Annotated in this window: 17 protein-coding genes and 2 pseudogenes; 14 read left to right on the top strand and 5 right to left on the bottom strand. The window is 64.8% G+C overall.

Going from position 1 to position 22793, the window contains the following annotated elements:
• The first annotated feature begins 125 nt into the window (after positions 1-125).
• The 13 genes and pseudogenes from ACM62G_RS02490 (at position 126) to ACM62G_RS02550 (ending at position 15751) form a co-directional block, all read left to right on the top strand.
• Positions 126-1562 carry an undecaprenyl-phosphate glucose phosphotransferase gene (locus ACM62G_RS02490; RefSeq protein WP_054057073.1) on the top strand — a complete coding sequence of 479 codons (1437 nt, stop codon included), beginning with the start codon at positions 126-128 and terminating at the stop codon, positions 1560-1562.
• A gap of 1 nt (position 1563) precedes the next feature.
• Positions 1564-3020 (top strand): annotated as a pseudogene (locus ACM62G_RS02495) (mannose-1-phosphate guanylyltransferase/mannose-6-phosphate isomerase).
• Between the two features lie 69 nt (positions 3021-3089).
• Positions 3090-3863 (top strand): polysaccharide biosynthesis/export family protein, encoded by a 774-nt coding sequence (locus tag ACM62G_RS02500; RefSeq protein ID WP_054057071.1) that lies wholly within the window; start codon positions 3090-3092, stop codon positions 3861-3863.
• Positions 3864-3881: 18 nt separating this feature from the next.
• The gene (locus tag ACM62G_RS02505; protein WP_054057070.1) at positions 3882-5876 is read left to right on the top strand and encodes a GumC family protein; all 1995 of its coding nucleotides are present in this window, start codon (positions 3882-3884) and stop codon (positions 5874-5876) included.
• A complete protein-coding gene (locus ACM62G_RS02510) occupies positions 5876-7066 on the top strand; it encodes a glycosyltransferase (RefSeq protein ID WP_416772490.1) in 1191 nt (396 codons plus the stop codon). The genes ACM62G_RS02505 and ACM62G_RS02510 overlap by 1 nt, the downstream gene beginning before the upstream one ends.
• Positions 7056-8389 (top strand): annotated as a pseudogene (locus tag ACM62G_RS02515) (beta-galactosidase). Before ACM62G_RS02510 ends, ACM62G_RS02515 begins: the two are co-directional and overlap by 11 nt.
• A complete protein-coding gene (locus ACM62G_RS02520; protein WP_419736630.1) occupies positions 8386-9606 on the top strand; it encodes a glycosyltransferase family 4 protein in 1221 nt (406 codons plus the stop codon). The pseudogene ACM62G_RS02515 and the gene ACM62G_RS02520 overlap by 4 nt, the downstream one beginning before the upstream one ends.
• A complete protein-coding gene (locus ACM62G_RS02525) occupies positions 9597-10697 on the top strand; it encodes a glycosyltransferase family 4 protein (RefSeq protein ID WP_419736631.1) in 1101 nt (366 codons plus the stop codon). Before ACM62G_RS02520 ends, ACM62G_RS02525 begins: the two co-directional genes overlap by 10 nt.
• A complete protein-coding gene (locus tag ACM62G_RS02530; RefSeq protein ID WP_273824104.1) occupies positions 10697-12085 on the top strand; it encodes an O-antigen ligase family protein in 1389 nt (462 codons plus the stop codon). The genes ACM62G_RS02525 and ACM62G_RS02530 overlap by 1 nt, the downstream gene beginning before the upstream one ends.
• Complete coding sequence (locus ACM62G_RS02535) at positions 12082-12903, top strand: acyltransferase (RefSeq protein WP_054059648.1); 822 nt, start codon at positions 12082-12084, stop codon at positions 12901-12903. The genes ACM62G_RS02530 and ACM62G_RS02535 overlap by 4 nt, the downstream gene beginning before the upstream one ends.
• A gap of 9 nt (positions 12904-12912) precedes the next feature.
• Complete coding sequence (locus ACM62G_RS02540) at positions 12913-14337, top strand: lipid II flippase MurJ (RefSeq protein ID WP_273824105.1); 1425 nt, start codon at positions 12913-12915, stop codon at positions 14335-14337.
• Between the two features lie 3 nt (positions 14338-14340).
• Positions 14341-15267, top strand: coding sequence for a glycosyltransferase (locus tag ACM62G_RS02545; protein WP_419736632.1), 927 nt, complete (start codon positions 14341-14343; stop codon positions 15265-15267).
• Positions 15268-15418: 151 nt separating this feature from the next.
• Positions 15419-15751, top strand: a complete 333-nt coding sequence (locus ACM62G_RS02550; RefSeq protein WP_419736633.1) for a hypothetical protein — start codon at positions 15419-15421, stop codon at positions 15749-15751.
• A 51-nt stretch (positions 15752-15802) separates the two neighbouring features.
• On the opposite strand, the gene recR is transcribed toward ACM62G_RS02550, so the two are convergent.
• From recR to ACM62G_RS02570, 4 genes are all read right to left on the bottom strand, one after another.
• A complete protein-coding gene (gene recR / locus ACM62G_RS02555; RefSeq protein WP_054060348.1) occupies positions 15803-16405 on the bottom strand; it encodes a recombination mediator RecR in 603 nt (200 codons plus the stop codon).
• A gap of 134 nt (positions 16406-16539) precedes the next feature.
• On the bottom strand, positions 16540-16878 hold the full coding sequence (locus ACM62G_RS02560) for a YbaB/EbfC family nucleoid-associated protein (protein WP_054060347.1): 339 nt from the start codon (positions 16876-16878) through the stop codon (positions 16540-16542).
• Positions 16879-16941: 63 nt separating this feature from the next.
• Positions 16942-19038, bottom strand: coding sequence for a DNA polymerase III subunit gamma/tau (gene dnaX, locus ACM62G_RS02565; RefSeq protein ID WP_419736634.1), 2097 nt, complete (start codon positions 19036-19038; stop codon positions 16942-16944).
• Between the two features lie 209 nt (positions 19039-19247).
• The gene (locus ACM62G_RS02570) at positions 19248-20948 is read right to left on the bottom strand and encodes a putative bifunctional diguanylate cyclase/phosphodiesterase (RefSeq protein ID WP_273824110.1); all 1701 of its coding nucleotides are present in this window, start codon (positions 20946-20948) and stop codon (positions 19248-19250) included.
• Between the two features lie 427 nt (positions 20949-21375).
• Between ACM62G_RS02570 and ACM62G_RS02575 the strand changes: the two genes are divergently transcribed.
• Entirely contained in the window at positions 21376-21690 is a 315-nt protein-coding gene (locus ACM62G_RS02575; protein ID WP_054056846.1) for a helix-turn-helix domain-containing protein, read from the top strand.
• 6 nt (positions 21691-21696) lie between these two features.
• On the opposite strand, the gene ACM62G_RS02580 is transcribed toward ACM62G_RS02575, so the two are convergent.
• Positions 21697-22692 (bottom strand): DMT family transporter, encoded by a 996-nt coding sequence (locus ACM62G_RS02580; RefSeq protein ID WP_054063894.1) that lies wholly within the window; start codon positions 22690-22692, stop codon positions 21697-21699.
• Between the last annotated feature and the right edge of the window lie 101 nt (positions 22693-22793).

Genomic DNA, 22793 nt, shown 5'->3' on the forward strand with positions numbered 1-22793 from the left:
CTGACAGAAGAACCGTCTACCAGGGATGGGGCAGCGCAATAAACCTGGAGCGTTGCTATAGGAATTACCTACCGAAGTGCTTCGTAGTTGCCATTTCGAGAGGGTAGAAAAGGAAGGGGGTCTCAATGCGCTTGCAACCAGTCGACAGTCTGTTCCTTACCCGGCCCAGCATGGTCGAGTACTTTCTGTTCGGCATTCGCCTGGTCCATGGGCTCACCGCCATCCTGCCCGGCCTGCTGCTCCTGGTTTACCTGCGCAAGCAAACCCCCGACATCACCGAGAGCTACCTGGCCATCCTGCTGTTCTTCGGTGTCATCAGCGTACTGATCTTCCAGGCACTGGGCGTCTACGCCGAAGCGATCTTCAGCAACATGCTGCGCTTCCAGATCACCCTGTTCGCCTGGTCCTCGGCGTTCTGCCTGCTGCTGTTCATGCACCATGGCCTGCAACTGTTCAACTACCTGGACAACACGCAACTGCTGGTCTGGTTCATCGCCAGCCTGACGTTGTTCGGCATCGAGCGGCTGATCCTGCTGGCGCTGTTCCAGCAACTGATGCAACGCGGCATTTTCCTGCAGAACGCGGTGATTCTCGGCGCCACCGAGAACGGCCAGCGCCTGGCCGAATACCTGTCCCAGCACCAGGACATCCGTTCCGGGGTGATCGGTTTCATCGACGACCGTATCGGCCGGCTGCCCAAGACCATGGTCAACCTGCCGCTGCTGGGCAACTCCAGCGACCTGGAACAACTGATCCGGGAGGAGAAGGTCACCCAGGTGCTGGTCGCCCTGCCCTGGTCGGCGGAAAACCGCATGGACTACATCATTCGCGAACTGCGCCGGTTGCCGGTCAACGTCTTGCTGGTGCCGGACATGGTCGCCTTCCGCCATGCCCACAACCGCATCACCGAAGTCGCCAACCTGCCGATGTTCAACGCCTCCGAAGTCCCCCTGCGCGGCTGGTCGCCGATGTTCAAGCGCCTGGAGGACATGGTGCTGTCGAGCCTGGCGCTGATCCTGCTGTCACCGATCATGCTGCTGGTGGCGATAGCGATCAAGATCGACTCGCCGGGGCCGGTGCTGTTTCGCCAGAAGCGCTACGGCTACAACAACCGGCTGATCGAGGTGTTCAAGTTCCGCTCGATGCACCAGCACCAGGCCGACGCCAACGCCGAAAAACAGACCACCCGTGGCGACCCGCGAATCACCCGGGTCGGACGCTTCATCCGCAGGACCAGCCTCGACGAACTGCCGCAACTGTTCAACGTGTTCGTCGGCAGCATGTCCATGGTCGGCCCGCGCCCCCATGCCACGGCGACCAAGGCCGCCGGCATCCTGTTCGAGGAAGCGGTGAAGGAATACACCTCGCGCCATCGGGTCAAGCCGGGTATCACCGGGCTTGCGCAGATCAACGGCTACCGTGGTGAAACCGATACCCTGGAGAAGATCGAGAAACGGGTGGAGTTCGATCTGGAGTACATCGAAAACTGGTCGATCTGGTTCGATCTCTACATTCTGTTCCGCACTGTCCCGGCAGTGCTCCTGACACGCGAGGCCTTCTGAAATGAGCCTGCTCATTCCCTGCATCATCGCCGGCGGTGCCGGTACCCGACTCTGGCCGGTTTCCCGCGAAGCGATGCCCAAGCCCTTCATGCGCCTGCCGGACGGCGAGAGCCTGCTGCAGAAGACCTTCCGCCGCGCCACCGGCCTGGCCGACGTGCAGCGCCTGCTGACCGTGACCAATCGCGAGGTGTTCTTCCGCACCCTGGATGACTACCGTCTGCTGAACAAGGGCGGCACGGCCCTGGATTTCATCCTCGAGCCCTTCGGCCGCAATACCGCGCCGGCCATCGCCGCCGCCGTCCTGCATGTCAGCCGGTTGTACGGCGAGGATGCGCAATTGCTGGTACTGCCGGCGGATCACCTGATCAAGGACCTGGAGGCCTTCGCCAAGGCCGTGCAGAGCGCGCGCAAACTGGCGGACCAGGGCTGGCTGGTGACCTTCGGCCTGGTGCCGACCCAGGCGGAAACCGGCTTTGGCTATATCGAGAAGGGCCAGGCCCTGGACGACGGCAGCTTCCAGGTCGCGCGCTTCGTCGAGAAGCCCGATGCGGCCACGGCCCAACGCTACGTCGACGGCGGCCTGCACCTGTGGAACGCCGGCATGTTCTGCATGCGCGCCGACGCGGTACTGCGCGAACTGCAGGAGCATGCCCCGGATGTGCTGGCGGCCATGAACGAATGCCTGTCCCACAGCCACAGTCGCGAAGGCAGCCAGGAATTGCAACTGGAACTGGACAGCAAGACTCTGGGGCTCGCCCCGGATATCTCCATCGACTATGCGCTGATGGAACGCTCGCGCAAGGTCGCGGTGGTGCCCTGCCAGCTCGGCTGGAGCGACATCGGTTCCTGGCAGGCGGTACGCGAGTTGACCCCGGCCGATGCCAACGGCAACCAGTGCAACGGCGAAACCGTGCTGTACGACGTGAACAACTGCTACATCGACTCGCCCAAGCGCCTGGTCGGCGGGGTCGGTCTCAAGGACCTGATCATCATCGACACCCCTGACGCCCTGCTGGTCGCCGACGGCAAGCGCAGCCAGGACGTGAGACTCATCGCCCAGGAGCTCAAGCGCCAGGGCCACGAAGCCTACCGCCTGCACCGAACGGTGACCCGGCCATGGGGACCTATACCGTGCTCGAGGAGGGCAAACGCTTCAAGATCAAGCGCATCATGGTCAAGCCCAACGCCTCGCTATCGCTGCAGATGCACCACCACCGCAGCGAACACTGGATCGTCGTCAGCGGCATGGCGCGGGTCACCAACGGCGACAACGAATTTCTGCTCGACACCAATGAATCGACCTTCATCAAGCCGGGCAAGACCCATCGCCTGGTCAACCCCGGGGTGATCGACCTGGTGATGATCGAGGTACAGAGCGGCGAATACCTGGGCGAGGACGATATCGTGCGCTTCACCGATATCTACGGGCGGGCTCCCGTCGAACCCGGCAAATCCTGAAGCGCGGCAAGCGCACCAACACCAAGCCCGTCAGGGAGCTGTAAACATGCACGACAGGACGACCGACCAATGAAAACCCCCTTGCTGATCTTCAGTGTTCTATTACTCAGCGCTTGCAGCATCCCGGCCAAGGTGGTGCTGCCGCAGAAAAACGTGCTGGAGGAAGGTCACAGGGCTGGCGAGGCGCTGGCCGGCAAGCCCCTGCCGGCACAGCGGATCCGTGCCGGCGATACCTTGCGTATCGTACGCAACACCGGCGAGGCACCCTCGATCTCCGCCTTCACCGCCAACTCCATCTATGAGTTGACGCTGTTCACCGTGATGAACGACGGCAGCTTCGCCTACCCCTACATCGGCAACGTCAAGGCCGCGGGCCTGACTCCGCAGGAACTGACCCTGTTCCTGCAGGACAAGCTCAAGAACATCTACCAGGACTCGGCGCTGACCGTGAACATTTCCACTTCACCGGGCAACACCGTGTTCGTCGGGGGGTCGGTGCGCAACCCGAACAACCTCTCGGTGACCACCGCCACCACCCTGGAACAGGCGCTGATCGGTGCCGGCGGCCTGCTGCCGGTGGGTGACAGCCGCAACGTCGCGCTGCTGCGTCAGGAAGACAACGGCCGCTACAAGACCTATTTCTTCGACTACCGCGACACCATGCTCGCCGGCGTCAGCAACCGCCCGCCGGTACTGCTGCAACGCGGCGACGTGATCTTCGTGCCCAAGTCCCACGTGGGCAACGGCATCGAGTGGGTCGACCTGTATCTGAACCAGCTGATTCCGTTCCAGAAATCGATTGGTATCGGGGTGAACTACAACCTGCGTGAAAACAGCAACTGATCGTTAAGGACAACAAACATGATCAATATCCGCTCCTTCCGCGATTTGTTGCGCCTGTTCTTCATCTTCAAGCACGAAGTGAAAATCACCGTGCTGGTGACGCTCATCATCATCCTGCTGGGCGCCTTCCTGCTGCCCAACCGCTACGAGTCCACCGCACTGCTGCTGGTCAAGCCGGGACGCGATACCAGCACCCTGCCGATCGAGATCTCCGATCGGCAGGCGACCATCATCCCCAGTGCCCAGCGTGATCCGATTCTCGACGAGGAGCGCATGCTCACCGGGCGCCCGATCGCCCGCCTGGTGGCCGAGCAGTACCTCAACGAGCTGTCCAGGATGCCGCCACAGGAAGGCTTCCTGGCGACGGTCAAGACCCTGGTCAAGAGCACCGTGCAAGCGCTGGCCGATGCCGGTCGCGGGCTCCTGCAACTGCTCGGGGTGGTGGAGAAGCAGACCCCGGTCGAACGCCTGGCCGACCAGTTGCTGAAGAACTTCAGCGTGACCCACGCCCCCGGCTCTTCGGTCATGGAAATCAGCTTCACCTGGAACAACCCGGCGGTGGCACAGACCATCGTCCAGAGCTGGATCGAGCAGTACGAGCAGGAACGTACCCGCAGCCTCGGACGCAAGAGCCTCTATACCTTCTATGAAAGTGAAAGCAAGGCGACCCAGGCGCGGATTCTCGACTACAAGAAAAAGATCGAGGCCCACCTCAACGAACTGGGGGCGGTGAGCATCTCCGAGCGCCTGAACGATATCTCACGCAATCTCAACAACCTGCGCGGCGAACACCTGAACACCACCCGTGCCGTGGCCTCGACCCGCAGCGGCCTGGAGCGGATCCAGGCGCAGCTCAACAGCATGAAGAAAGAAATCAGCATCGGTCGGCAGATGAGTATCAACCCCGACCGCCAGGACCTGCAGCAACGGATCAACTCCAAGCAGATCGAGCGTCAGGAAATGCTGCGCACCTTCAAGGAAGGCGCGCCACCGGTGAAGGCCATGGACACCGCCATCGCCAACCTGGAGAAGCTGCTCAAGGCGCAGAATGCGGTGGTCCAGCGCTCCGACAACCTGGCCCCGAACCCGGTCTACACCCGCCTGCAGAACAGTTTCGCCGACCAGCAGGCCAGCCTCAGCCGCCTGCAGACCCAGGCCGCGCAGCAGAAGACCCAGCTTGAACAACTGGAACAGGACCGCCGCCAGGCCCTGGCGCTCGAACCGGAGATGTCGCGCCTGCAACGCGAACTCGATGCCGCCGAGAAGAGCTTCGCGCTGTACAGCGAGAGCACCGAGAAAGCCCGCATCGACCGCGAACTGGACAAGAGCCGGATCAGCAACATCGCGGTGATCGAACAGGCCACCCTCAACGAAGCCCGGGTTTTCCCCAAGAGCCTGAGCATGATCCTGCTGGCAATTCCCCTGAGCCTGGCCGTCGGCCTGCTGGCGCTGTATTTCTTCTACCTGCTGGACCAGCGTATCCACGACGGCGACAAGATCGAGTCGCGCTTCGGGGTCAAGGTCTGGACCAGCCTGCAGGACATCAGCGACGACAATCCGCAGCGGCGTACCGCCTTCACCGCGAGCATGTACCGGCTCTACGGCGTGCTGCCGCTGGAACGGGTCGCCGAGCACGGCCTGAGCATCGGCCTGACCTCGGCCCGCCACGGCGAAGGGGTCACCTTCGTCATCGAGCACCTTGGCGAACTGCTGCGCCAGCGCGGCCACAACGTACGGGTCGAAGGCGATGGCCCGGCGCAACCGGGGGAGATCCTGCTGCTCAATGCCGGCGCGTTCTTCTCCAACCAGGAAGCCTTCGTGATCCTGCGCCAGGCCGACCTGATCACCCTGATCATCGAAGCGGAAACCACCACCGTGCCGATTCTGGAAAATGCCCTGACGACCCTCAACACTGCCTTCAAGCGGGTCGACGGCATCATCCTTAACCGGCGCCGCTTCGAGATTCCGGAGCGGGTCCTCAATACCTTGGCACGGTTGCGGAGTCACGCCTGATGCATATCGCTCTGCTCGCGCCCCTGCCGCCGGAACAGAACGGCATCGCCGACTATGCCGGCCACCTGAAGACGGCCCTGGAGAGCCAGGGCGTGCGCGTCAGCACACCGCTGGCCGGGCTGGGCAACGACCCGCAGCGGGCGGTCCGGGCGGTGGCCGACCACGACTGGCAGGGCATCGACCTGGTGCACGCGGAAATCGGTGGCGGCCGGCTCGCCGAGTTCAGTGCCCTGAAGGCCTTGCGTGCACGCTTTGCGCGGTTGCCACTGACGGCCACCATCCACGACCCGGAACGCCTGGTCTGGCGGCGCGAACGCCTGCCCTGGCCGCTGTCACTGGCCAGCCGCCTGCCCTCGCCCCTGCCGCAGGTGGCCACGGTGCTGGCCGACCCGCTGTGCCTGCGCGAGGAACGGCAACTGGCCCGCAGCCTGACCCGGCTGATCACCCTGACCCGATCAGGCAGCCAATGCCTGCGCCAGCGCATGGGCCTGCGCGGCGAGCAGATGGCGGTGATCCCCCACGGCAATCTGGCCATCGAACCCGCGCCGCTGCCACCGCTGGAGCCGCTGAAACTGCTGTATTTCGGCTTCATCTACCGCGGCAAGGGCATCGAGGACCTGCTCGACGCCCTGGCGATCACCCTCACCCAGCAACCCGAACTGCGCAGCAGGCTGCGCCTGACCCTGGCCGGCGGCAGCGAACCGGAAATGGCCTTCGGCCCGTCCGGCAGCTACCTCGATCAACTGCGCCAGCACATCCGGCGCCTCGGCCTGCAGGACAGCATCGACTGGCAGCTCGACCTGCCGGCCGCGGACATCCCCCAGGTGATCCAGGCCCACCACGTGATGGTGCTGCCCTATCGCGAGTCGAGCAAGCTCAAGCTGCTCGGCCAACTGCGTGGCACCAGCGGCGCCTTGTCCTGGGCCGCCGCCTGCGGGCGCGGCGCGATCACCTCCGACGCCCGCTCGTTCGCCGAGGAAGTCGCCCAGGGCAACGGCGTGATCTTTCCCCAGGGCAACGTCACCGCCCTGGCGGCCGAGATCAGTCACCTGTGCGCCAGCCCGGAACTGGCGATCCGCTGGGCCGAACACGCCAGCATGATCGGCAACCAGCGGGTCTGGAGCCAGACCGCCAACCGTTTCCTGCAGGTATTCGAGCAGGCCTGTCGAGGGCATGAAAATGTGGCGTAAACCGATTCTCTGGGTGCCGTTGCTGGTCGCTCTGGCCGGCGTCCTCAGCAGCCTGCAGTGGCGCGACACCGATGCCCAGTCCTCCTCCCAGGTGCTGCTCAAGGCGCCGCGGGCAATCGAGTGGAAGGACTTCCTCGGGGTCAATGTGCAGTTCCAGTATTTCGAGCCGGATATCTACCAGAAGCAGATGAGCCGGCTCGACGAGCTGGGCCTGAACTGGGTGCGCCTGACCATCCACTGGCCGATGATCGAGCCGCAGCAAGGGGTCTATGACATCGCCGCCCTCGATGCGGCGATGAAGCAGATGCAGGCGCACAACTACAATATCCTCGCCTACCTGGTGGGCTCGCCGGCCTTTGCCAGCAGCGCACCGGCCGGCGCCAGCAACACCGACCAGTACCCGCCCAGGGACTTCAACCTGTTCGCCGATCGCATGGCGACCCTGGCCGAACGCTATCCCCAGGTGAACACCTGGCAGGTATGGAACGAGCCGAACATCATCTGGCTGCCCAAGGAGGACCCCACCGCCTACTACCAACTGCTGACCACCACCGCCAGGGCGATCCGCGCGAAGGTCCCGGGCAAGCCGGTGGCCACCGCCGGCCTGGCCTACTACAGCCAGATGCACAGCACCCCGGGGCTGATGCTCGACAACCTGGTCAGCCAGGGGCTGGCCAGCCAGAACCTCATCGCCGCCTATCACCCCTATTCCGAGCTGCCCGAGGGCGACAGCGCCACGGCCAGGGACTTCCTGACCAAGGGCAACAGCCTCAACAAGTCGCTGCACGGCGCCGGGGTATCGCAGGTATGGGCCACCGAATGGGGCTGGTCGAGCTATGCCGGGCCCAGGGAAATGCAGGCGCTGATCGGCATCTCCGGCCAGCAGGACTACACCCTGCGTCGCCTGGCCCTGATGAGCGCGATGGACTACCAGCGGATCTTCCTGTTCAACCTCAGCGACCTCGACGCCCGGGCCACCCCGCGGGATCAGTTCTACGGCCTGGTGGACCTCGACGGCGAACCCAAGCCGGTCTATACCGCGCTGAAGAACTTCCTCGAAGTGACCGGCCCGAAACTGCAACCGGCCGACACGCCCAACCTGCGCAATGCCCCGACGACCTGTTCAGCGTCACCTGGACCCGCAACGACGGAGCGCGCGTGTGGATGTTCTGGAGCGCCAGCGGCAGCAGCCTGCAGTTGCCCGGGGTCACCCAGGCAGCCCTGTACGATCCACTGGCCGGCAGCCGTACCGACCTGAGCGACGGCCAGGCCGTCACCGTACCGCTGAAAACCAGCCTGCAACTGTTGGTGTGGTCGCCATGAAGATACTCTGGACTCTGCCCTACCTGCCCTGGCCCACCACCAGCGGCGGCAAGACCCGACAATTCCACCTGCTGCGCAGCCTGGCCGCCCGTGGGCACCGGATCACCCTGCTGGTGCAGTCCAAGAGCGCGCTCGACGAGGCCACCCGCCAAACCCTGCTGCCGCATCTGGAACGACTGATCGTGGTGCCGCGGCGGCCGCTGCGCAGCCTGCGCACACTGCTCACCGCGCTGCTCGCGCCCTACCCGATGCTGGCCGCCGTCAACGGCTCGGCGCCGCAGTTGCAGCAGCAGTTCCGCCAGTTGCTGGAGGAACACTGGGACGTGATCCAGATCGAGCACAGCTACAGTTTCCAGCCGTTCGAGCAACCACTGATCGACAGCGGGCGCGACTTCATCCTCACCGAGCACAATGTCGAGTCGGCCCTCGGTGCGGCCAGCTACGACCGGCTGCCCGGCTGGCTGAAACCCTTCACCCTGTACGATCAGTGGCGCTACCGACGCTGGGAGGCCCGGGTGTTCGGCCAGGCCACCGAGCTGGTCGCGGTGACCCACGCCGATGCCGATGTTCTGCACGGACAGACCGGCAAGCCGGTGGCCGTGGTGGTCAACGGCGTCGACACCGGCCATTACGCCGGCGTGACCCCTGACCTTGCGGCCCAGCGCCTGCTGTTCATCGGCAACTACGAATACAGCCCGAACCTGGATGCGGTGGAGTGGGCCCTGGAGGAAATCCTCCCGGCACTCTGGAAGCTCAATCCGCAGGTACGCTTCGCCATTGCCGGCTACGGCCTGCCGGACGCCTGGCGCCAGCGCTGGAACGACCCACGCATCGAGTGGCAGGGCTTCGTGCCCGACCTGCGCACCCTGCAAAGCCGCGCCTCGGTGTTCTTCGCCCCGTTGCGCCAGGGTGGCGGCTCCAAGCTCAAGGTGCTGGAAGCCATGGCCGCCGGCCTGCCAGTGGTCACCACCGACCAGGGCAGCTCGGGCCTGAAGGTCGAGAACGGCCGCCACTACCTGGGCAGCGAGGACCCGCAAGTGCTGGCCCGGATACTCGCCGACGCCCTGGCCGACCCGGCGCGCCTGCAACAGATCGCCGACGCCGGCCGGGCCTACGTCAGGGCCGAACACGACTGGGCCGTGGCCGCCGCACAGCTCGAAGCGGTCTACACCCGACTCCCACAGCTCAAGAAAGAAGAAGTGTCCGTATGCGCATAGGCCTGGATTACCGCCCGACGGCGGGCTACACCCAAACCGGCATCGGCCGTCAGAACCTGGCACTGGAAGAAGCCCTGCGGGCCAACCCCGCGGTGCAACTGCAACTGTTCGGTGTGGCGCCCTATGATCATCCGTTGCGCCGCCGCGTTCATTGCCCACGCTGGGAGGCGCCGCTGCAAGGCATTCACCGGCTGCCCCTGCGCCTGAAGTTCGAAGCCGGCTTCCTCCCCGGAGCCCTGCGCGAGGCCGGGGTGGAAGTCTATATCTGCAACTTCAACATGGGCCTGCCCCTGGGCCGCAAGCCGGCCGGCATGCGCTATGTGCTGCAACTGCACGACCTGTTCCAGCTGACGCTGCAGAACAGCCACGGCTCGCAGATCAAGAGACGGATCTATCGCGCCACCGACCGGCTGTCGATCGGTCACTCGGTGAAGGTCGCCGACCGGATCTGGACACCCTCGCAGTACACCGCCGACGAACTGGTCAAACTGTTCCCGCAGGCCCGTGACAAGATCCGGGTCCTGCCCAACCTGGTCGATGGTTTCAGCGGCGAGCCGGCCGACATCACCGACCTGCAGTTGCCGGAGCGCTACTGGCTGGCAGTCGGGACCCGCGAGCCGCGCAAGAACATCCCCTGGTTCGTCAGTGCCTGGCAGACCGCCCGCCAGCAATCGGACCAGGTCCCGGAACTGGTGCTGATCGGCGACCCCGAGCACCTGCCCTCGCCGCTGCGGCACCTGCCGGGGCTGCACTACCTCAGCGGTATCAGCGATGCCCAGTTGCACGCGGTGTACCGCCAGGCCCAGCGGTTGTGGCAACCCTCCTACGCCGAAGGGTTCGGCCTGCCGGTGGTCGAGGCGCTGAGCGTCGGCACGCCGGTCGCGGTCGCCAGCGGTTCGTCGCTGGATGAAATCACCCCGCCGCACAGCCCGCGCTTCTCGCCCACCGACAGTCCGGCACTGACCGCCCTGATGCTGAGCCTGGCCGATGCCCCGGCCGAAGATCCCGGCGCCTTGCGCGAATGGGCCGCCCGTTACGCCACAGCCGCCTACCGGGAACGCTTCAACCAATTGCTCGGAGAGCTGCAATAATGCCGATCGCGATGCCCATAGCACTGCTGTTCAGCCTGGTCTTCGGTGTGCTGGTCTGGCTGCTGCCGGCCTTCAAGGTGCTGATAGTGCTGGTCGGTATCGCCGGGATCGTGACGATCATCCGCCACCCGCTGTGGGGCCTGTTGCTGTTCAGCGTACTCGCCACCTTCCTGCCCTACTCGACGGTGCAGATCGGCATCCGCACCACGGTGTCCGAGGCGCTGATCCTGCTGGTCTGGGGCAGTGTGCTGGTGCAGGCCATGTTCAACAACCTGCCGGACAAGCCGCCGTTGCTGCGTACCGAGCGCCTGCTGGTGGCGTTGATGCTGTTCAGCGCCTTTCCCTTCGTCGTCGGCCAACTGACGGTGAACGCCGAAGGCAACGGCCCGGTGAACTGGATCCGCTGGTTGCTCAACCTCTCGGTGCTGTTCCTGGTGCCACGCCTGCTGAATACGCCGAAGGCCCGCGAACAGGTGGTGACCGGCCTGCTGCTGGGCACCCTGATGATGCTCTTGCTGTCGATCCCGGTGTTCCTCAAGAACGGTACCGCCACCAGCATGACGCCGATCCTGGAAAGGCTCGGTTATGGCGGTATCGCGGTGCTGGGCGACAGCCTCAGCGCGATGTCCAATCGCATGGGCTCGCCATGGATGCACCCCAACGTCACGGGCGGCGCCATGGCCCTGCTGCTGCCAGTGGCCTTCTGCTTCGGCCTGACCCGGCAGGGCTGGCCACGGGCGCTGGGCTTCGCCGTCGCCGGCCTGGGCGCGGTGGCCCTGCTGCTGAGCGGCTCGCGCGGCGCGCTGCTGAGCCTGATCGTGGTGCTGATCTGGCTGGCGCGCAAGCGCGTGCCCTACACCGGTCGCCTGCTGATGGGCGGCGTGGCCTTCGGCGCCCTCCTGCTGATGTTCTATCCGCCGCTGCAGGATCGCCTGCTGACCCTCTTCTCCACCAACGATGCCAGTACCAGCGTGCGCTTCGACGAGTACGCGCACTTCCCGCAGGCCATGGCGATGTTCCCCTTCGGTATCGGCTTCAAGACCGAGCCCCCAGTGCCCGGTACCGGCCTCTGGGGGATATCCAACCTGTGGCTGAACTTCATCTACAAGCTCGGCATTCCCGGCATGCTGCTGTTCGTCACGGTCATCTGGAGCTGGTGGCGGGAAACCCGCCCCCACCAGGAGACCATCCGCCTGACTGCGGACAATGCCCTCTGGCTCGGTAGCACCGCCGGCCTGGTGGCCGCCCTGCTCAGTGGTATCTTCGACCACTATTTCAGCTTCACCCAGGTACTGATCGCCCTGTTCTGGCTGCTGCTGGGCCTGAACCTGCACGAAGCCCGACGCCTCAAGCCCAAGGCCTCGAGCCTTTCTGGAGCCCACCCATGAAACACCGTATGTTGCACTCGCAGAACCTGCGAGAGGCCCTGCCCGAATACGCAGAGAAGATGGCCGTCAGCCTGGAGGAACTGCAAGCCGCCTATGAGTGGATGCTGGAAAACGATGTCTGCTTCGAACAACCGCTCAAGGGCAACGTGCTGTGCTTCATCAGCTACCTGAACATCGAACCACGTATCGAAAACCCGCTGGCCCGGCGTTTCTATGCCCTGCTCGGGCGCGAAATCAAGGGCGCGCTGATCCCGCTCTACGGCATCAACTGGCCGACCCTGCGCGACCGCATGCTGCGCTGGTGGGAACTGGCCTACAACATCCTCATCTGCAAGATCCCCAGCCACACCCTGCGCCTGCTCTGGCTGCGTCTGGGCGGGGCGAAAATCGGCAAGGGCTCGACGGTCTGGCGCAACACCGAGGTGCTGGGTGTCGACAGCCTGCGCATCGGCAACGACAGCACGGTCGGCTGGCACTGCCAGCTGGATGCCCGCGGCGGACTGATCATAGGCGACCACGTGACCATTGCTTCCCACGTACTGATCATCGCCGGCGGGCATGATGTCCACGCGCCGGAATTCTGGGCGGTCGGTGGGCCGGTGTATATCCGCGACTACGCCTGGATCGCCAGCCGTGCGCTGCTGTCCTTCGGTGCCGACATCGGCGAGGGCGCGGTGGTCGGCGGCCAGTGCGTGGTGTCCAAGCCGATTCCGGCCTACGCCATCGTCGGCGGCCCGGATGCGGCGATCAAGGGCGAACGTTGCCGTGGCCTCAACTACAAGGTGGGCGGCAAAGGCCTGTTCACTTTGTTCCACTGAGCCACGCCGATGTTCGGATCGACCCTCTGGCTGACCCTGGCGACCCTCACCGGCCTGGCCGCCGGTTTCGCCCGCGAGTGGCTGCTGGTGGCGGCCTGGGGCGCCGGTGGGCGCAGCGACAGTTTCCTCGTCGCGCTGTTCCTGCCGGAAGCCCTGCGCATGGCACTGGCCGCCGGCCTGCTCAGCGCGGCGGCACTGCCGCTGTACCAGCAACGCTCGGTTGGCGACCAGGCCAACTGGCTCGGGGCGCTGGCGCCGCGCCTGCTGCTGGGCGGCGTGCTGGTGGGCGGCGTACTCAGCATCGGCGCGCCGCTGTGGGTCCGACTGATCGGCCCCGGCCTCGACAGCCAGGGCTATCAACTGGCCAGCGGCAGCCTGCACTGGCTGGCCTGGTGCGCGCCGGGCTTCATCCTCCATGGGCTGTTCTGCGTGCCCTTGCAGGCGCGTTCGCGCTTCGTCCTGGCCGGGCTCGGCTCGCTGCTGTTCAACCTGCCGCCGGTGCTGTACCTGGCCATTCTGCGCCATGCGGCGACGCCGACCGGCCTGGCCGGCGCCTGCGTGCTGGGCAGCCTGCTGATGCCGACGGTGCTGCTGCCGTCGTTGTTGCGCAGCGGCTGGAAACCCTGGCAGGCGGCACACGCGCCCGGTGCCGGCCGCGAGTTGCTCAAGCAGATCGGCCCGCTGCTGAGCAGCAACCTGGCGAGCCAGGGCCTGGCCCTGCTGGAACGGATGGTCGCCTCGCTGCTGGGTGAAGGCGCGGTCACCTGGATCAACCTGGCGCGCAAGCTGATCAACCTGCCGCTGATCGCCCTGATGAGCCTGAACCAGGTACTGCTCGGACTGATGAGCGGCAGCGCCGGCAGCGAGCGTCTGTCGTTGCTGCGCAAGGGCCTGGCCAGTGCCACCCTGCTGACCCTGCCGGCCGTGGCCGGGTTGATCGGCGCCGCCGCCGCGCTGGTCAGCCTGCTGCTGCCCAACCAGGCCGCCGACAGCCCGCTGCCGGAACTGCTGGCGTGGTTCGCCGTACCGCTGATGTTCGGCGCCTGGAACGCCCTGCTCGCCCGCTACGCCTATGCCGCCGGCGATACGCGCATGCCGCTCAACTGCGAACTGGCCGGCAGCCTGCTCAACGCCCTGCTGCTGGCAGTGCTGCCGTATGTCTTCGGTCTGGTCGGAATCGCCCTGGCGGCCGTCTGCGGCGTGATCCTCACCGGCCTGCTGCTGATGCGCCGCCAGCAACTGCTGGCCGAAGTGCCCTGGCGCAGCCACTGGCTGCTGGGGCTCGGCGTGATGATCAGCGCCGCCCTGGTGCTGCACCCTCTCTCGGGGACCTGGCTGCAACTGGGCCTGAGCACCCTCTACAGCCTGGCGCTGCTGATCGCCCTGGCCTGCTGGTTGCGTCCCTGGCGGCCGGCGGCAATTCCTGGAGGCTGAACCATGTCGACTCCCAAAGTGGCCTGTGTGATCCCGACCTATAACGGCCGTCGGGACCTGGAACGCCTGCTCGACTCCCTCGACCGCCAGACGGCGGTGTTCGATACCCTGATCGTGGACTCCAGCTCCAGCGACGGCACCTTCGAGCTGGCCGAGTCCCGCTGCCCCAATGTCCTGCGCATCGACAGCAGGGACTTCAACCACGGCGGCACCCGGCAGATGATGGTCGAGCGCTACCCGGAGTACGACGTCTACGTGTTCATGACCCAGGATGCCTACCTGGAAGATCCCGAAGCACTGGCCAACATCGCCTGGCCGTTCACCGATGAACGCATCGGTGCGGTCTGCGGCCGGCAACTGGCACACCTGGACGCCAGCCCGCTGGCCGAGCACGCGCGGCTGTTCAACTACCCGCCCACCTCCCAGGTCAAGAGCCTGGAGGACGCGCCACGCCTGGGCATCAAGACCGCGTTCGCTTCCAACTCCTTCTGTGCCTACCGGCGCCAGGCACTGGTGCAGGTCGGCGGTTTCCCGCAGCACGTGATTCTGTCCGAAGACATGTACGTAGCCGCGAAGATGCTGCTGGCCGGCTGGAAAGTCGCCTACGAGGGCAGCGCCTGCTGCCGGCATTCGCACAACTACACCCTCTGGGAAGAGTTTCGCCGCTACTTCGATATCGGCGTGTTCCATGCCCGCGAACCGTGGATTCGCCAGGCATTCGGCGGCGCGGGCGGCGAAGGCTTGCGCTATGTGCTGTCCGAGCTGAAATTCCTCGGCCCCAGGCGCCTGGCGGCCTGGCCTGGCTCGCTGCTGCGCAATGCGGTGAAGCTGTTCGCCTACAAACTCAGCCAGCAGGAGCGCTACCTGCCCAAGGGCCTGAAGAAAAGCCTGGGCATGTACAAGCGCTACTGGGACAGCCCCTATGCCTGACCAGGCAAGCCACTGCCACCCTGGCGACTTTTCCGATAGATATCAGGGAATCGCCTCAATTGACCCGCCAGCCAAATAGAGCGAGTTTTTGAAGTGTCTTTTATCCGGGCGATGGCGCCCGGAGCCTGGACCTTCGAGGACGAAAAATCACATGGAAGTCGAGCTCAAGCGCTATGTCACACCGCACCTGCAACCGGCCTACCGGTGGCCGGACAACCACGATCCCGTGCAGCCATCCGCCGGTCCCGGCAGCCTGGCCAAGCAGAACGACCCCTCTGGAGGCAGCACCATGGAACCGCGAATCACCGAACTGGAAACCCGCTTCGAATACATCCACCGTGACCTTGGCGAAGTGCGCAGCGATGTAAGATCCATCCGTGCCCGTCTGGCCTACATGGCTGGCGGTGCGACCCTCCTGGGCACGCTGGTGGCTTGGGTGGCCAATACCCGCCTGGACCAGATCATGCTGTTGCTGACGTCCTGAAGCCGACAGCAACACCAGGCGTGTCGCCCCACATCGGGACGGCCGCTGCCCTTACAAGGTGATCGGTTTACGACCGGCGAACGAATGTGCCAGGGTGCCGCCGTCCACCAACTCCAGCTCGCCGCCCAGCGGCACGCCATGGGCGATACGCGAGGTGACCAGCCCCTTGTTGGTCAGCAACTGGGCAATGTAGTGCGCCGTAGCCTCGCCCTCGACCGTCGGGTTGGTGGCGAGGATGACCTCGGTGAAACTGCCCTGCTCTTCGATCCGCGCCAGCAGTTGCGGAATACCGATAGCCTCCGGACCGAGGCCGTCGAGCGGCGACAGGTGGCCCTTGAGCACGAAGTAGCGACCGCGATAGCCGGTCTGCTCCACCGCATAGACATCCATCGGCCCTTCGACCACGCACAGCAGGCTGTCGTCACGCCGAGGGTCGGCGCACTGCGGGCACAGGTCGTCCTCGGTCAGGGTGCGGCACTGACGGCAGTGCCCGACCCCGTCCATGGCCTGGGCCAACGCCTGGGCCAGGCGCGCACCGCCGCTGCGATCACGCTCGAGCAGTTGCAGGGCCATGCGCTGGGCGGTTTTCTGGCCGACACCGGGCAGAACCCGGAAAGCGTCGATCAGTTGGCGAATCAGGGGGCTGAAGCTCATGGGCGATAGGTCCGACAAAACTGCGAGAGGCGGTTTATACCCGCGGCTCCGGCCAGCGTCAAATACGCCGGCCGCGAGCCCCGGAAACGACGATGCCAGGCGTCAAGCCTGGCATCGTTCAACAGCAAGCGGCCTTAGAATGGCAGCTTGAAGCCCGGTGGCAGTTGCATGCCAGCGGTCATGCCGGACATCTTGTCGGCGCTGTTGGCTTCGATCTTGCGCACGGCATCGTTGACTGCGGCGGCAAACAGATCCTCCAGTACTTCACGGTCGTCATCGCTGACGCCTTCGAGCAGGCTCGGGTCGATGCTCACGCGCTTGACGTCATGACGGCCGGTCATGACCACGCTGACCATGTCGCCGCCGGCCTTGCCGGTGACTTCGGCGTTGGCCAGCTCTTCCTGCATCTTGGCCATTTTTTCCTGCATCTGCTGCGCCTGCTTCATCAGGCCGGCCATGCCACCCTTCATCATGGGAATCACCTCAAAGTTGCTTGGACAAGCGGTGCGAGGCGGTTGCCTCGCACCTTTCAGTTATTAGCCCTGGGTCACCAGGGCATCGACAGGTTCAATAGTATCGTCACGGACCACCGCGCCGAACTGTTGCATCATTTGCTGGATGAACGGATCGGCATGAATCGAGGCGATGGCCTCGTTCTGTCGCTCGTGCCGACGACGCGCGGCCGCCTGGGCCGGGGTTTCCTGCTCGGGCTTGACCAGCTCGATGCTCAGTTTCAGCGTGCGCCCGTGATACTGGTTCAGCGCTTCATTGAGGCGCCGTTGCTGCGTCGGGTTGAACAGGGCGCTGTGGGCCGGGTCCAGGTGCAACAGCCAGTCGTCACCGTCGACCGCGATCAGCGTGCAGTTGGCGGCGATGCTGCCGGTCATGCCGGAAATCGGCAGTTTCGGGAACAGCTGCAGCCACTCCAGGGCCAGGCCGGTTGCCGGTTGCGCCGCGGGCAGCGGTTCGGGCTCGGGCTGCGGCTCCAGCTCGGCGGCGTGTTCGGTCGCCAACTCATCCAGGTAGCTGTAGGCCGAATCCATGTCCGGCTCGATGTAGTCTTCGTCCAGCGGCGGCTCATCGTCGCGATCGGGGCCCGCCGCGCTGCTGCTCATCGGCGCTGGAATCGACTCGGGGATCGGCGCGGCCGCCCATTCCGGAGCCGTTGGCTGCGCATGCGGCGCTTCCGGTTGTTCGGCAACGACCTCCGGCACCGGCTCTTCGACCGGCTCGGGCTCGGGTGCCTGCGGCTGTGGCGCAGCCTGGGCAGGCTCATTCCACGGCAGGTCGATTTCCTCGACGGCCGCAGCAACGGGCTCGGGCTCCGGCTCGCAGGCAATCGGCTCGGGCTCGGGTACAGCCTCGACCACCGCAGCCGGGGCCGGTGCTGGCGGAGCCGAGGGGGCAACTGGCGCGGCAGGCGCCTCGACCACGGGAGCAACGGCCGCCGGCGCGGCAGTGGCCGGCCCAGCCACCTTGCTCGCGGAATCAACTGTGGCCTGGCTGATCCCCACTGGCTTTAGTGGCTGCCTGGGCGCCGCAGCGCTGTCGGCCGGGCGGAAGGCGAGCATCCGCAGCAGGACCATCTCGAAGCCACCACGCGGATCCGGTGCCAGCGGCAGGTCGCGCCGACCGATCAGCCCCATCTGGTAGTAGAACTGTACGTCCTCGGCCGGCAGCGCCTGGGCCAGGGCCAGCACCCGGTCGCGGTCGCCATGGCCGTTGTCGACACCCTCGGGCAGCGCCTGGGCAATCGCCACCCGGTGCAGCACGTTGAGGATTTCCGAAAGCACCCCGTTCCAGTCCGGCCCCTGCTCGGCCAGGTGGCGCACGGCTTCGAGCAGCGCCTTGGCATCGCCGTCGATCAGCGCATGCAGCACATCGTAGACCTGGCCATGGTCCAGCGTACCGAGCATCGCCCGCACATCACTGGCCAGGACCTTACCTTCACCGAAGGCGATGGCCTGGTCGGTCAGGCTCATCGCGTCGCGCATCGAACCGTCGGCCGCGCGCCCGAGCAGCCACAGGGCATCGTCTTCGAACGGCACGTTCTCGACCCCGAGTACATGGGTCAAATGCTCGACCACCCGCTCCGGGGTCATGTTCTTCAGGGAAAACTGCAGGCAACGCGACAAAATCGTTGCAGGGAGTTTCTGCGGGTCGGTGGTCGCCAGGATGAACTTGACGTAGGGAGGCGGCTCTTCCAGGGTTTTCAGCAAGGCGTTGAACGAGTGGCTGGAGAGCATGTGCACTTCGTCGATCAGGTAGACCTTGAAGCGCCCGCGGCTCGGTGCGTACTGCACGTTATCCAGCAGCTCGCGGGTATCCTCGACCTTGGTCCGGCTCGCGGCGTCGATCTCGATCAGGTCGACGAAGCGCCCTTCATCGATCTCGCGGCATACCGAACAGGTCCCGCAGGGCGAGGAAGTGATGCCGGTCTCGCAGTTCAGGCACTTGGCGATGATCCGTGCGATGGTGGTCTTGCCCACCCCGCGGGTGCCGGTGAACAGATAGGCATGGTGCAGCCGCTGGCTGTCCAGAGCATTGATCAGCGCCTTGAGCACATGGGTCTGGCCGACCATTTCGCGGAACGAGCGCGGACGCCATTTACGTGCAAGAACCTGATAACTCATCGATAACCGTCGCATCTGGAAAGCGGAAGACCGCTAATGCTAGCGGAGCAGGGGCGAAATTGCATCCAGCGCGGTTCTCTAATCTGTCCTGGCTGCCCGACCCGCAAAGCGACTATATATGAGGCGTGCCGCTGCTGATGCCTGCTGGCGATCCGCCGCAGGCGGCCAGCCAGTCAATTGCGTGGCCGTTATCGCCAGCAAGCCAACGCCTACACGATGTCGGGCGCTGCACGCCACAGTGGCGAGGGAACGAACCCGGCGACCCAACCCGGCACCGCCTGCGCCGCCATCGGTCGGGCAATGAATCCACCCTGCGCCACGTCGCACCCCAGGCTGATCAGCAGTTGCCCCTGCTCGGCCGTTTCCAGCCCCTCGGCAATCACCTCGCGGCCAAACGCCCGGGCCAGGCCGATGATCGCCGTGGTCAGGGCCAGGTCATCCTGGTCGTGGAGAATATCGCGAACGAAGGAACGGTCGATCTTGATGGTCTGGGTCGGCAGGCGCTTGAGGTGGCTCAGCGACGAATAGCCGGTGCCGAAATCATCCAGGGAAAAGCGCACCCCCAGCGCCTGGCACGCCAGCAGGCACTGGCTCACCCGCTGGATGTTCTCGATGGCCACCGATTCGACGATCTCCAGGTCCAGCATCTGCGCCGGCACCTCGGCATAACGGGCCAGCAATGCCTGCAGCCGCGCCACGAAATCCGCGCGCTGGAAGTGCCGCGCCGCGATGTTCAGGCTGACCGGCCAGTGGTAGCCCGCCCGCCGCCAGGCCTGTATCTGCGCCAGGACACCATCGATGACCCACTCGCCGATCTCGCCGATCACCTCCGTCTGCGCCACCAGCGGCAGGAACTCGTGGGCTTCGAGCAGGCCGCGTTGCGGATTCTGCCAGCACACCAGCGCCTCGAAACCGAGCACCTGGCCGGTGCGCAGGTTGACCTTGGGTTGATAGACCAGCCGCAGTTCATCGGCGGCCAGGGCCTGGCGTATCAGTTCAACGGTCTGGTAGGTGGCCCTGATCTCCTGGTCCAGCGACACATCGAACAGGTGGAAGCGGTTGCGCCCGCCCTGCTTGGCCATGTACATGGCCTGGTCGGCGTGACGCAGCAGGGTGTCGGCATCCTCATCATCTTCCGGGAACAGGGTCACGCCGATGCTGGCATAGACGTGGAGTTCCTGCCCGCGAATCGAGTACGGCGCCGAGATCGCCCACAGCACCCGCTGCAAGGCGGCGCGCAACGCCTGGCTGTCGTGCACGTAGCGCAGGATCAGCACGAACTCATCGCCCGCCAGGCGCGCCACCACATCCTCGCCGCGCATGATCCCGCGCAACCGCGCGGCGACTTCCACCAGCAACGCATCGCCGCAGGCGTGCCCGTAGCTGTCGTTGACCGCCTTGAAGCCATCGAGATCGAGCATGCACACCGCCAGGGGAATCCGCTCGCGCCGGGCGAAGTCCAGGGCCTGGTTCAGCAGTTCGGAGAGAAAGGCCCGGTTGGGCAGGCCGGTCAGCACGTCATGGCCTACGCGCCACTGCAAGGTCTGCAGCAAACGCTGCTTTTCACTGACATCGAAGCGGATCGACATGTACTTGCGCACCTGCCCCGTCACATCATCCAGCAGCGGCACCATGGTGCTGTCTAGCCAGAACAGCGAGCCGTCCTTGGCGCGGTTGCACACTTCGCCCTTCCATACCTGCCCACGGGTCAGGGTGCGCCACATGTCGTCAAAGAATTCGGTCGGGTGAAAGCCGGAATTGAGCATCCGGTGGTTCTGCCCCAGCAGCTCCTCGCGGCTGTAGCCGGAAATGGCACAGAACGGCTCGTTGACGTAGGTGATCCGGCCGTTCAGGTCCGTCTCGGAGAAAATCGCTGCTGCATCCACCACCTTGCGGTACGTCTCGTCCATGAGTCAGTTCACTTGGGCAATTCGGTTGAACCGCTCGACCGGGCATCCGCCCCCGCAGAGACAAGCACCCGTTCGCCACCACAGCCGAGCCCGCCCCCACAAGGGAGCAATGCACGCTGTTCGGCAGAACTTCGACGAAGATCAACTAGAGTTAAACCGAGGTTGTCAGCAGATCGAAGCATGGACCGCTGAAACCCGCAAAATAGACACCCGAAGGCTCGGTTCGGCGCTCCTGGCATGCCGCCCGGGGAAATACAAGGATTTCCCGGCTTGCAAAACGGCCGCTTCAAACCCGATCACCAAAAATCTGTCCGATCCACCGATTCTACGAATTACATCACATTATGCAATAGAAGGTGATGAATCATGGTGTTGCCTAATGCAAAGATTTATCGTTAAGTTCTTGATTCTAAATGGGAATTGAGCGATGGAAATTTCAAGTTTGGGTATGGCCATTAGACGCTATCGCAAGGTAGCGGGGCTGACTCAGGCTGAACTTGGCGAGAGAACCGGTTTTGACCCCAAAACCATCAGCCGCTTCGAAACCGGCAGCTACACCCCAAGCGTGGACGCGCTGTTTCTGTTCGCCGATGTGCTGGGGGTAAAACTGAAAGTGTTTTTCGCGGATATGGGCGACGAGGACGAGCAGCGTGCCTACCTGTTCGGCGTCATTCACAAAGCCCCCTCAAAGGACCTGGGAAAACTGATCGCCGCGGTCGATCTCGCCTTGTCCAAGCCCTGAATCACCTCACTTCAGGTCCGCCCCACGGGGCCGGACCTGGGGCACAAGCTCCTCCGACGCCATCCCACGGGCACCCTCGCCCCTGTGGGGACGGGCTTGCCGTGGCACCGAACCGCCGCGAATCGTGTCCCCCTTGCGCCCTTCCAACTGCAACGCCAGCACGCTCCCCAGCACGATCGCCCCACCCAGCAGCACCATCGGCGATACGCCAACCCCCAACACCAGCGCCGCCATCACGATCGCCACCGGTGGAATCAGGTACAACGCAACCGCTGAACGGCTGACCGCCGAATGCGTCAGCACATAGGCCCAGGCCAGGTAGGCCAGGGCGCTGGGAAAGATCCCCAGCACCAGCACCGCGACATTCACCCGCAGCGACGCCTGGGTCACCGCCTGCCCCAGCCCCGGCAGATAGACGCACAGCAGCAGCGTGCCGGCCCAGACCATGTAGCACACCGTGGTCAGCCCGTCGTAGTGATGGGCGTAGTGTTTCTGCAAGGCGAAATAGATGCTCCAGGACAGCGCCGCCAGCACGATCAGAAACCCCTGGGGATTGAACGTGCCAATCCCGCGATCCCCCCAGATCACCACCAATACCCCGACGAACCCGGCAAGCACGCCCAGCCAGCGCCAGCCGCTCACCGACTCCCTGAGCCAGAAATACGCGATCAGCGTACTGAACAACGGCGTCGACTGGGCCAGCACACTGCCCGCTCCCGGCGTGACCCATTGCTGGCCATAATTGATGCTGACGTGATGGAGGAAAATCGCGAAAAAACCCAGCACGAACAGCCACGGCAGATCGCGCAGGCGGGGCAAGGCGATGCCCTTTGCCAGCGCCACGCCGGCCATGAACAGCGAGGCGATCAGAAACCGCAGCAGGGCCAGGTGCCCCGGGCTGTAGTTTTCCAGGCCGATGTGGATACCGGTCGGCGAATAGGCCCAGCAGAGAATGACCGAGGCGGTGGCAAGGGAAACTTTTATCGAAGACAGGGCTTTCACGGCAGGACGACATCCAAGATGATCTAGGGAATGCCTCCAGTCTCGAGCGGCCTGGCGATCAGCACAATTGACGAATATTGAGACGAGAATTCACCGGGAGT

Source organism: Pseudomonas sp. COR18 (genome assembly GCF_048568395.1).
In the GTDB taxonomy this organism is placed as follows: domain Bacteria; phylum Pseudomonadota; class Gammaproteobacteria; order Pseudomonadales; family Pseudomonadaceae; genus Aquipseudomonas; species Aquipseudomonas fuscovaginae_B.

Bases quoted from the DNA above. Each gene is read 5' to 3' on its own strand.
- ACM62G_RS02525 (WP_419736631.1), top strand. From the start codon at position 9,597: ATGCGCATAGGCCTGGATTACCGCCCGACGGCGGGCTACACCCAAACC.
- dnaX (WP_419736634.1), bottom strand. From the start codon at position 19,038: ATGAGTTATCAGGTTCTTGCACGTAAATGGCGTCCGCGCTCGTTCCGC.
- ACM62G_RS02560 (WP_054060347.1), bottom strand. From the start codon at position 16,878: ATGATGAAGGGTGGCATGGCCGGCCTGATGAAGCAGGCGCAGCAGATG.
- ACM62G_RS02575 (WP_054056846.1), top strand. From the start codon at position 21,376: ATGGAAATTTCAAGTTTGGGTATGGCCATTAGACGCTATCGCAAGGTA.
- ACM62G_RS02520 (WP_419736630.1), top strand. From the start codon at position 8,386: ATGAAGATACTCTGGACTCTGCCCTACCTGCCCTGGCCCACCACCAGC.
- ACM62G_RS02490 (WP_054057073.1), top strand. From the start codon at position 126: ATGCGCTTGCAACCAGTCGACAGTCTGTTCCTTACCCGGCCCAGCATG.
- ACM62G_RS02505 (WP_054057070.1), top strand. From the start codon at position 3,882: ATGATCAATATCCGCTCCTTCCGCGATTTGTTGCGCCTGTTCTTCATC.
- ACM62G_RS02535 (WP_054059648.1), top strand. From the start codon at position 12,082: ATGAAACACCGTATGTTGCACTCGCAGAACCTGCGAGAGGCCCTGCCC.
- ACM62G_RS02500 (WP_054057071.1), top strand. From the start codon at position 3,090: ATGAAAACCCCCTTGCTGATCTTCAGTGTTCTATTACTCAGCGCTTGC.
- recR (WP_054060348.1), bottom strand. From the start codon at position 16,405: ATGAGCTTCAGCCCCCTGATTCGCCAACTGATCGACGCTTTCCGGGTT.
- ACM62G_RS02510 (WP_416772490.1), top strand. From the start codon at position 5,876: ATGCATATCGCTCTGCTCGCGCCCCTGCCGCCGGAACAGAACGGCATC.
- ACM62G_RS02545 (WP_419736632.1), top strand. From the start codon at position 14,341: ATGTCGACTCCCAAAGTGGCCTGTGTGATCCCGACCTATAACGGCCGT.
- ACM62G_RS02570 (WP_273824110.1), bottom strand. From the start codon at position 20,948: ATGGACGAGACGTACCGCAAGGTGGTGGATGCAGCAGCGATTTTCTCC.
- ACM62G_RS02530 (WP_273824104.1), top strand. From the start codon at position 10,697: ATGCCGATCGCGATGCCCATAGCACTGCTGTTCAGCCTGGTCTTCGGT.
- ACM62G_RS02550 (WP_419736633.1), top strand. From the start codon at position 15,419: ATGGAAGTCGAGCTCAAGCGCTATGTCACACCGCACCTGCAACCGGCC.
- ACM62G_RS02540 (WP_273824105.1), top strand. From the start codon at position 12,913: ATGTTCGGATCGACCCTCTGGCTGACCCTGGCGACCCTCACCGGCCTG.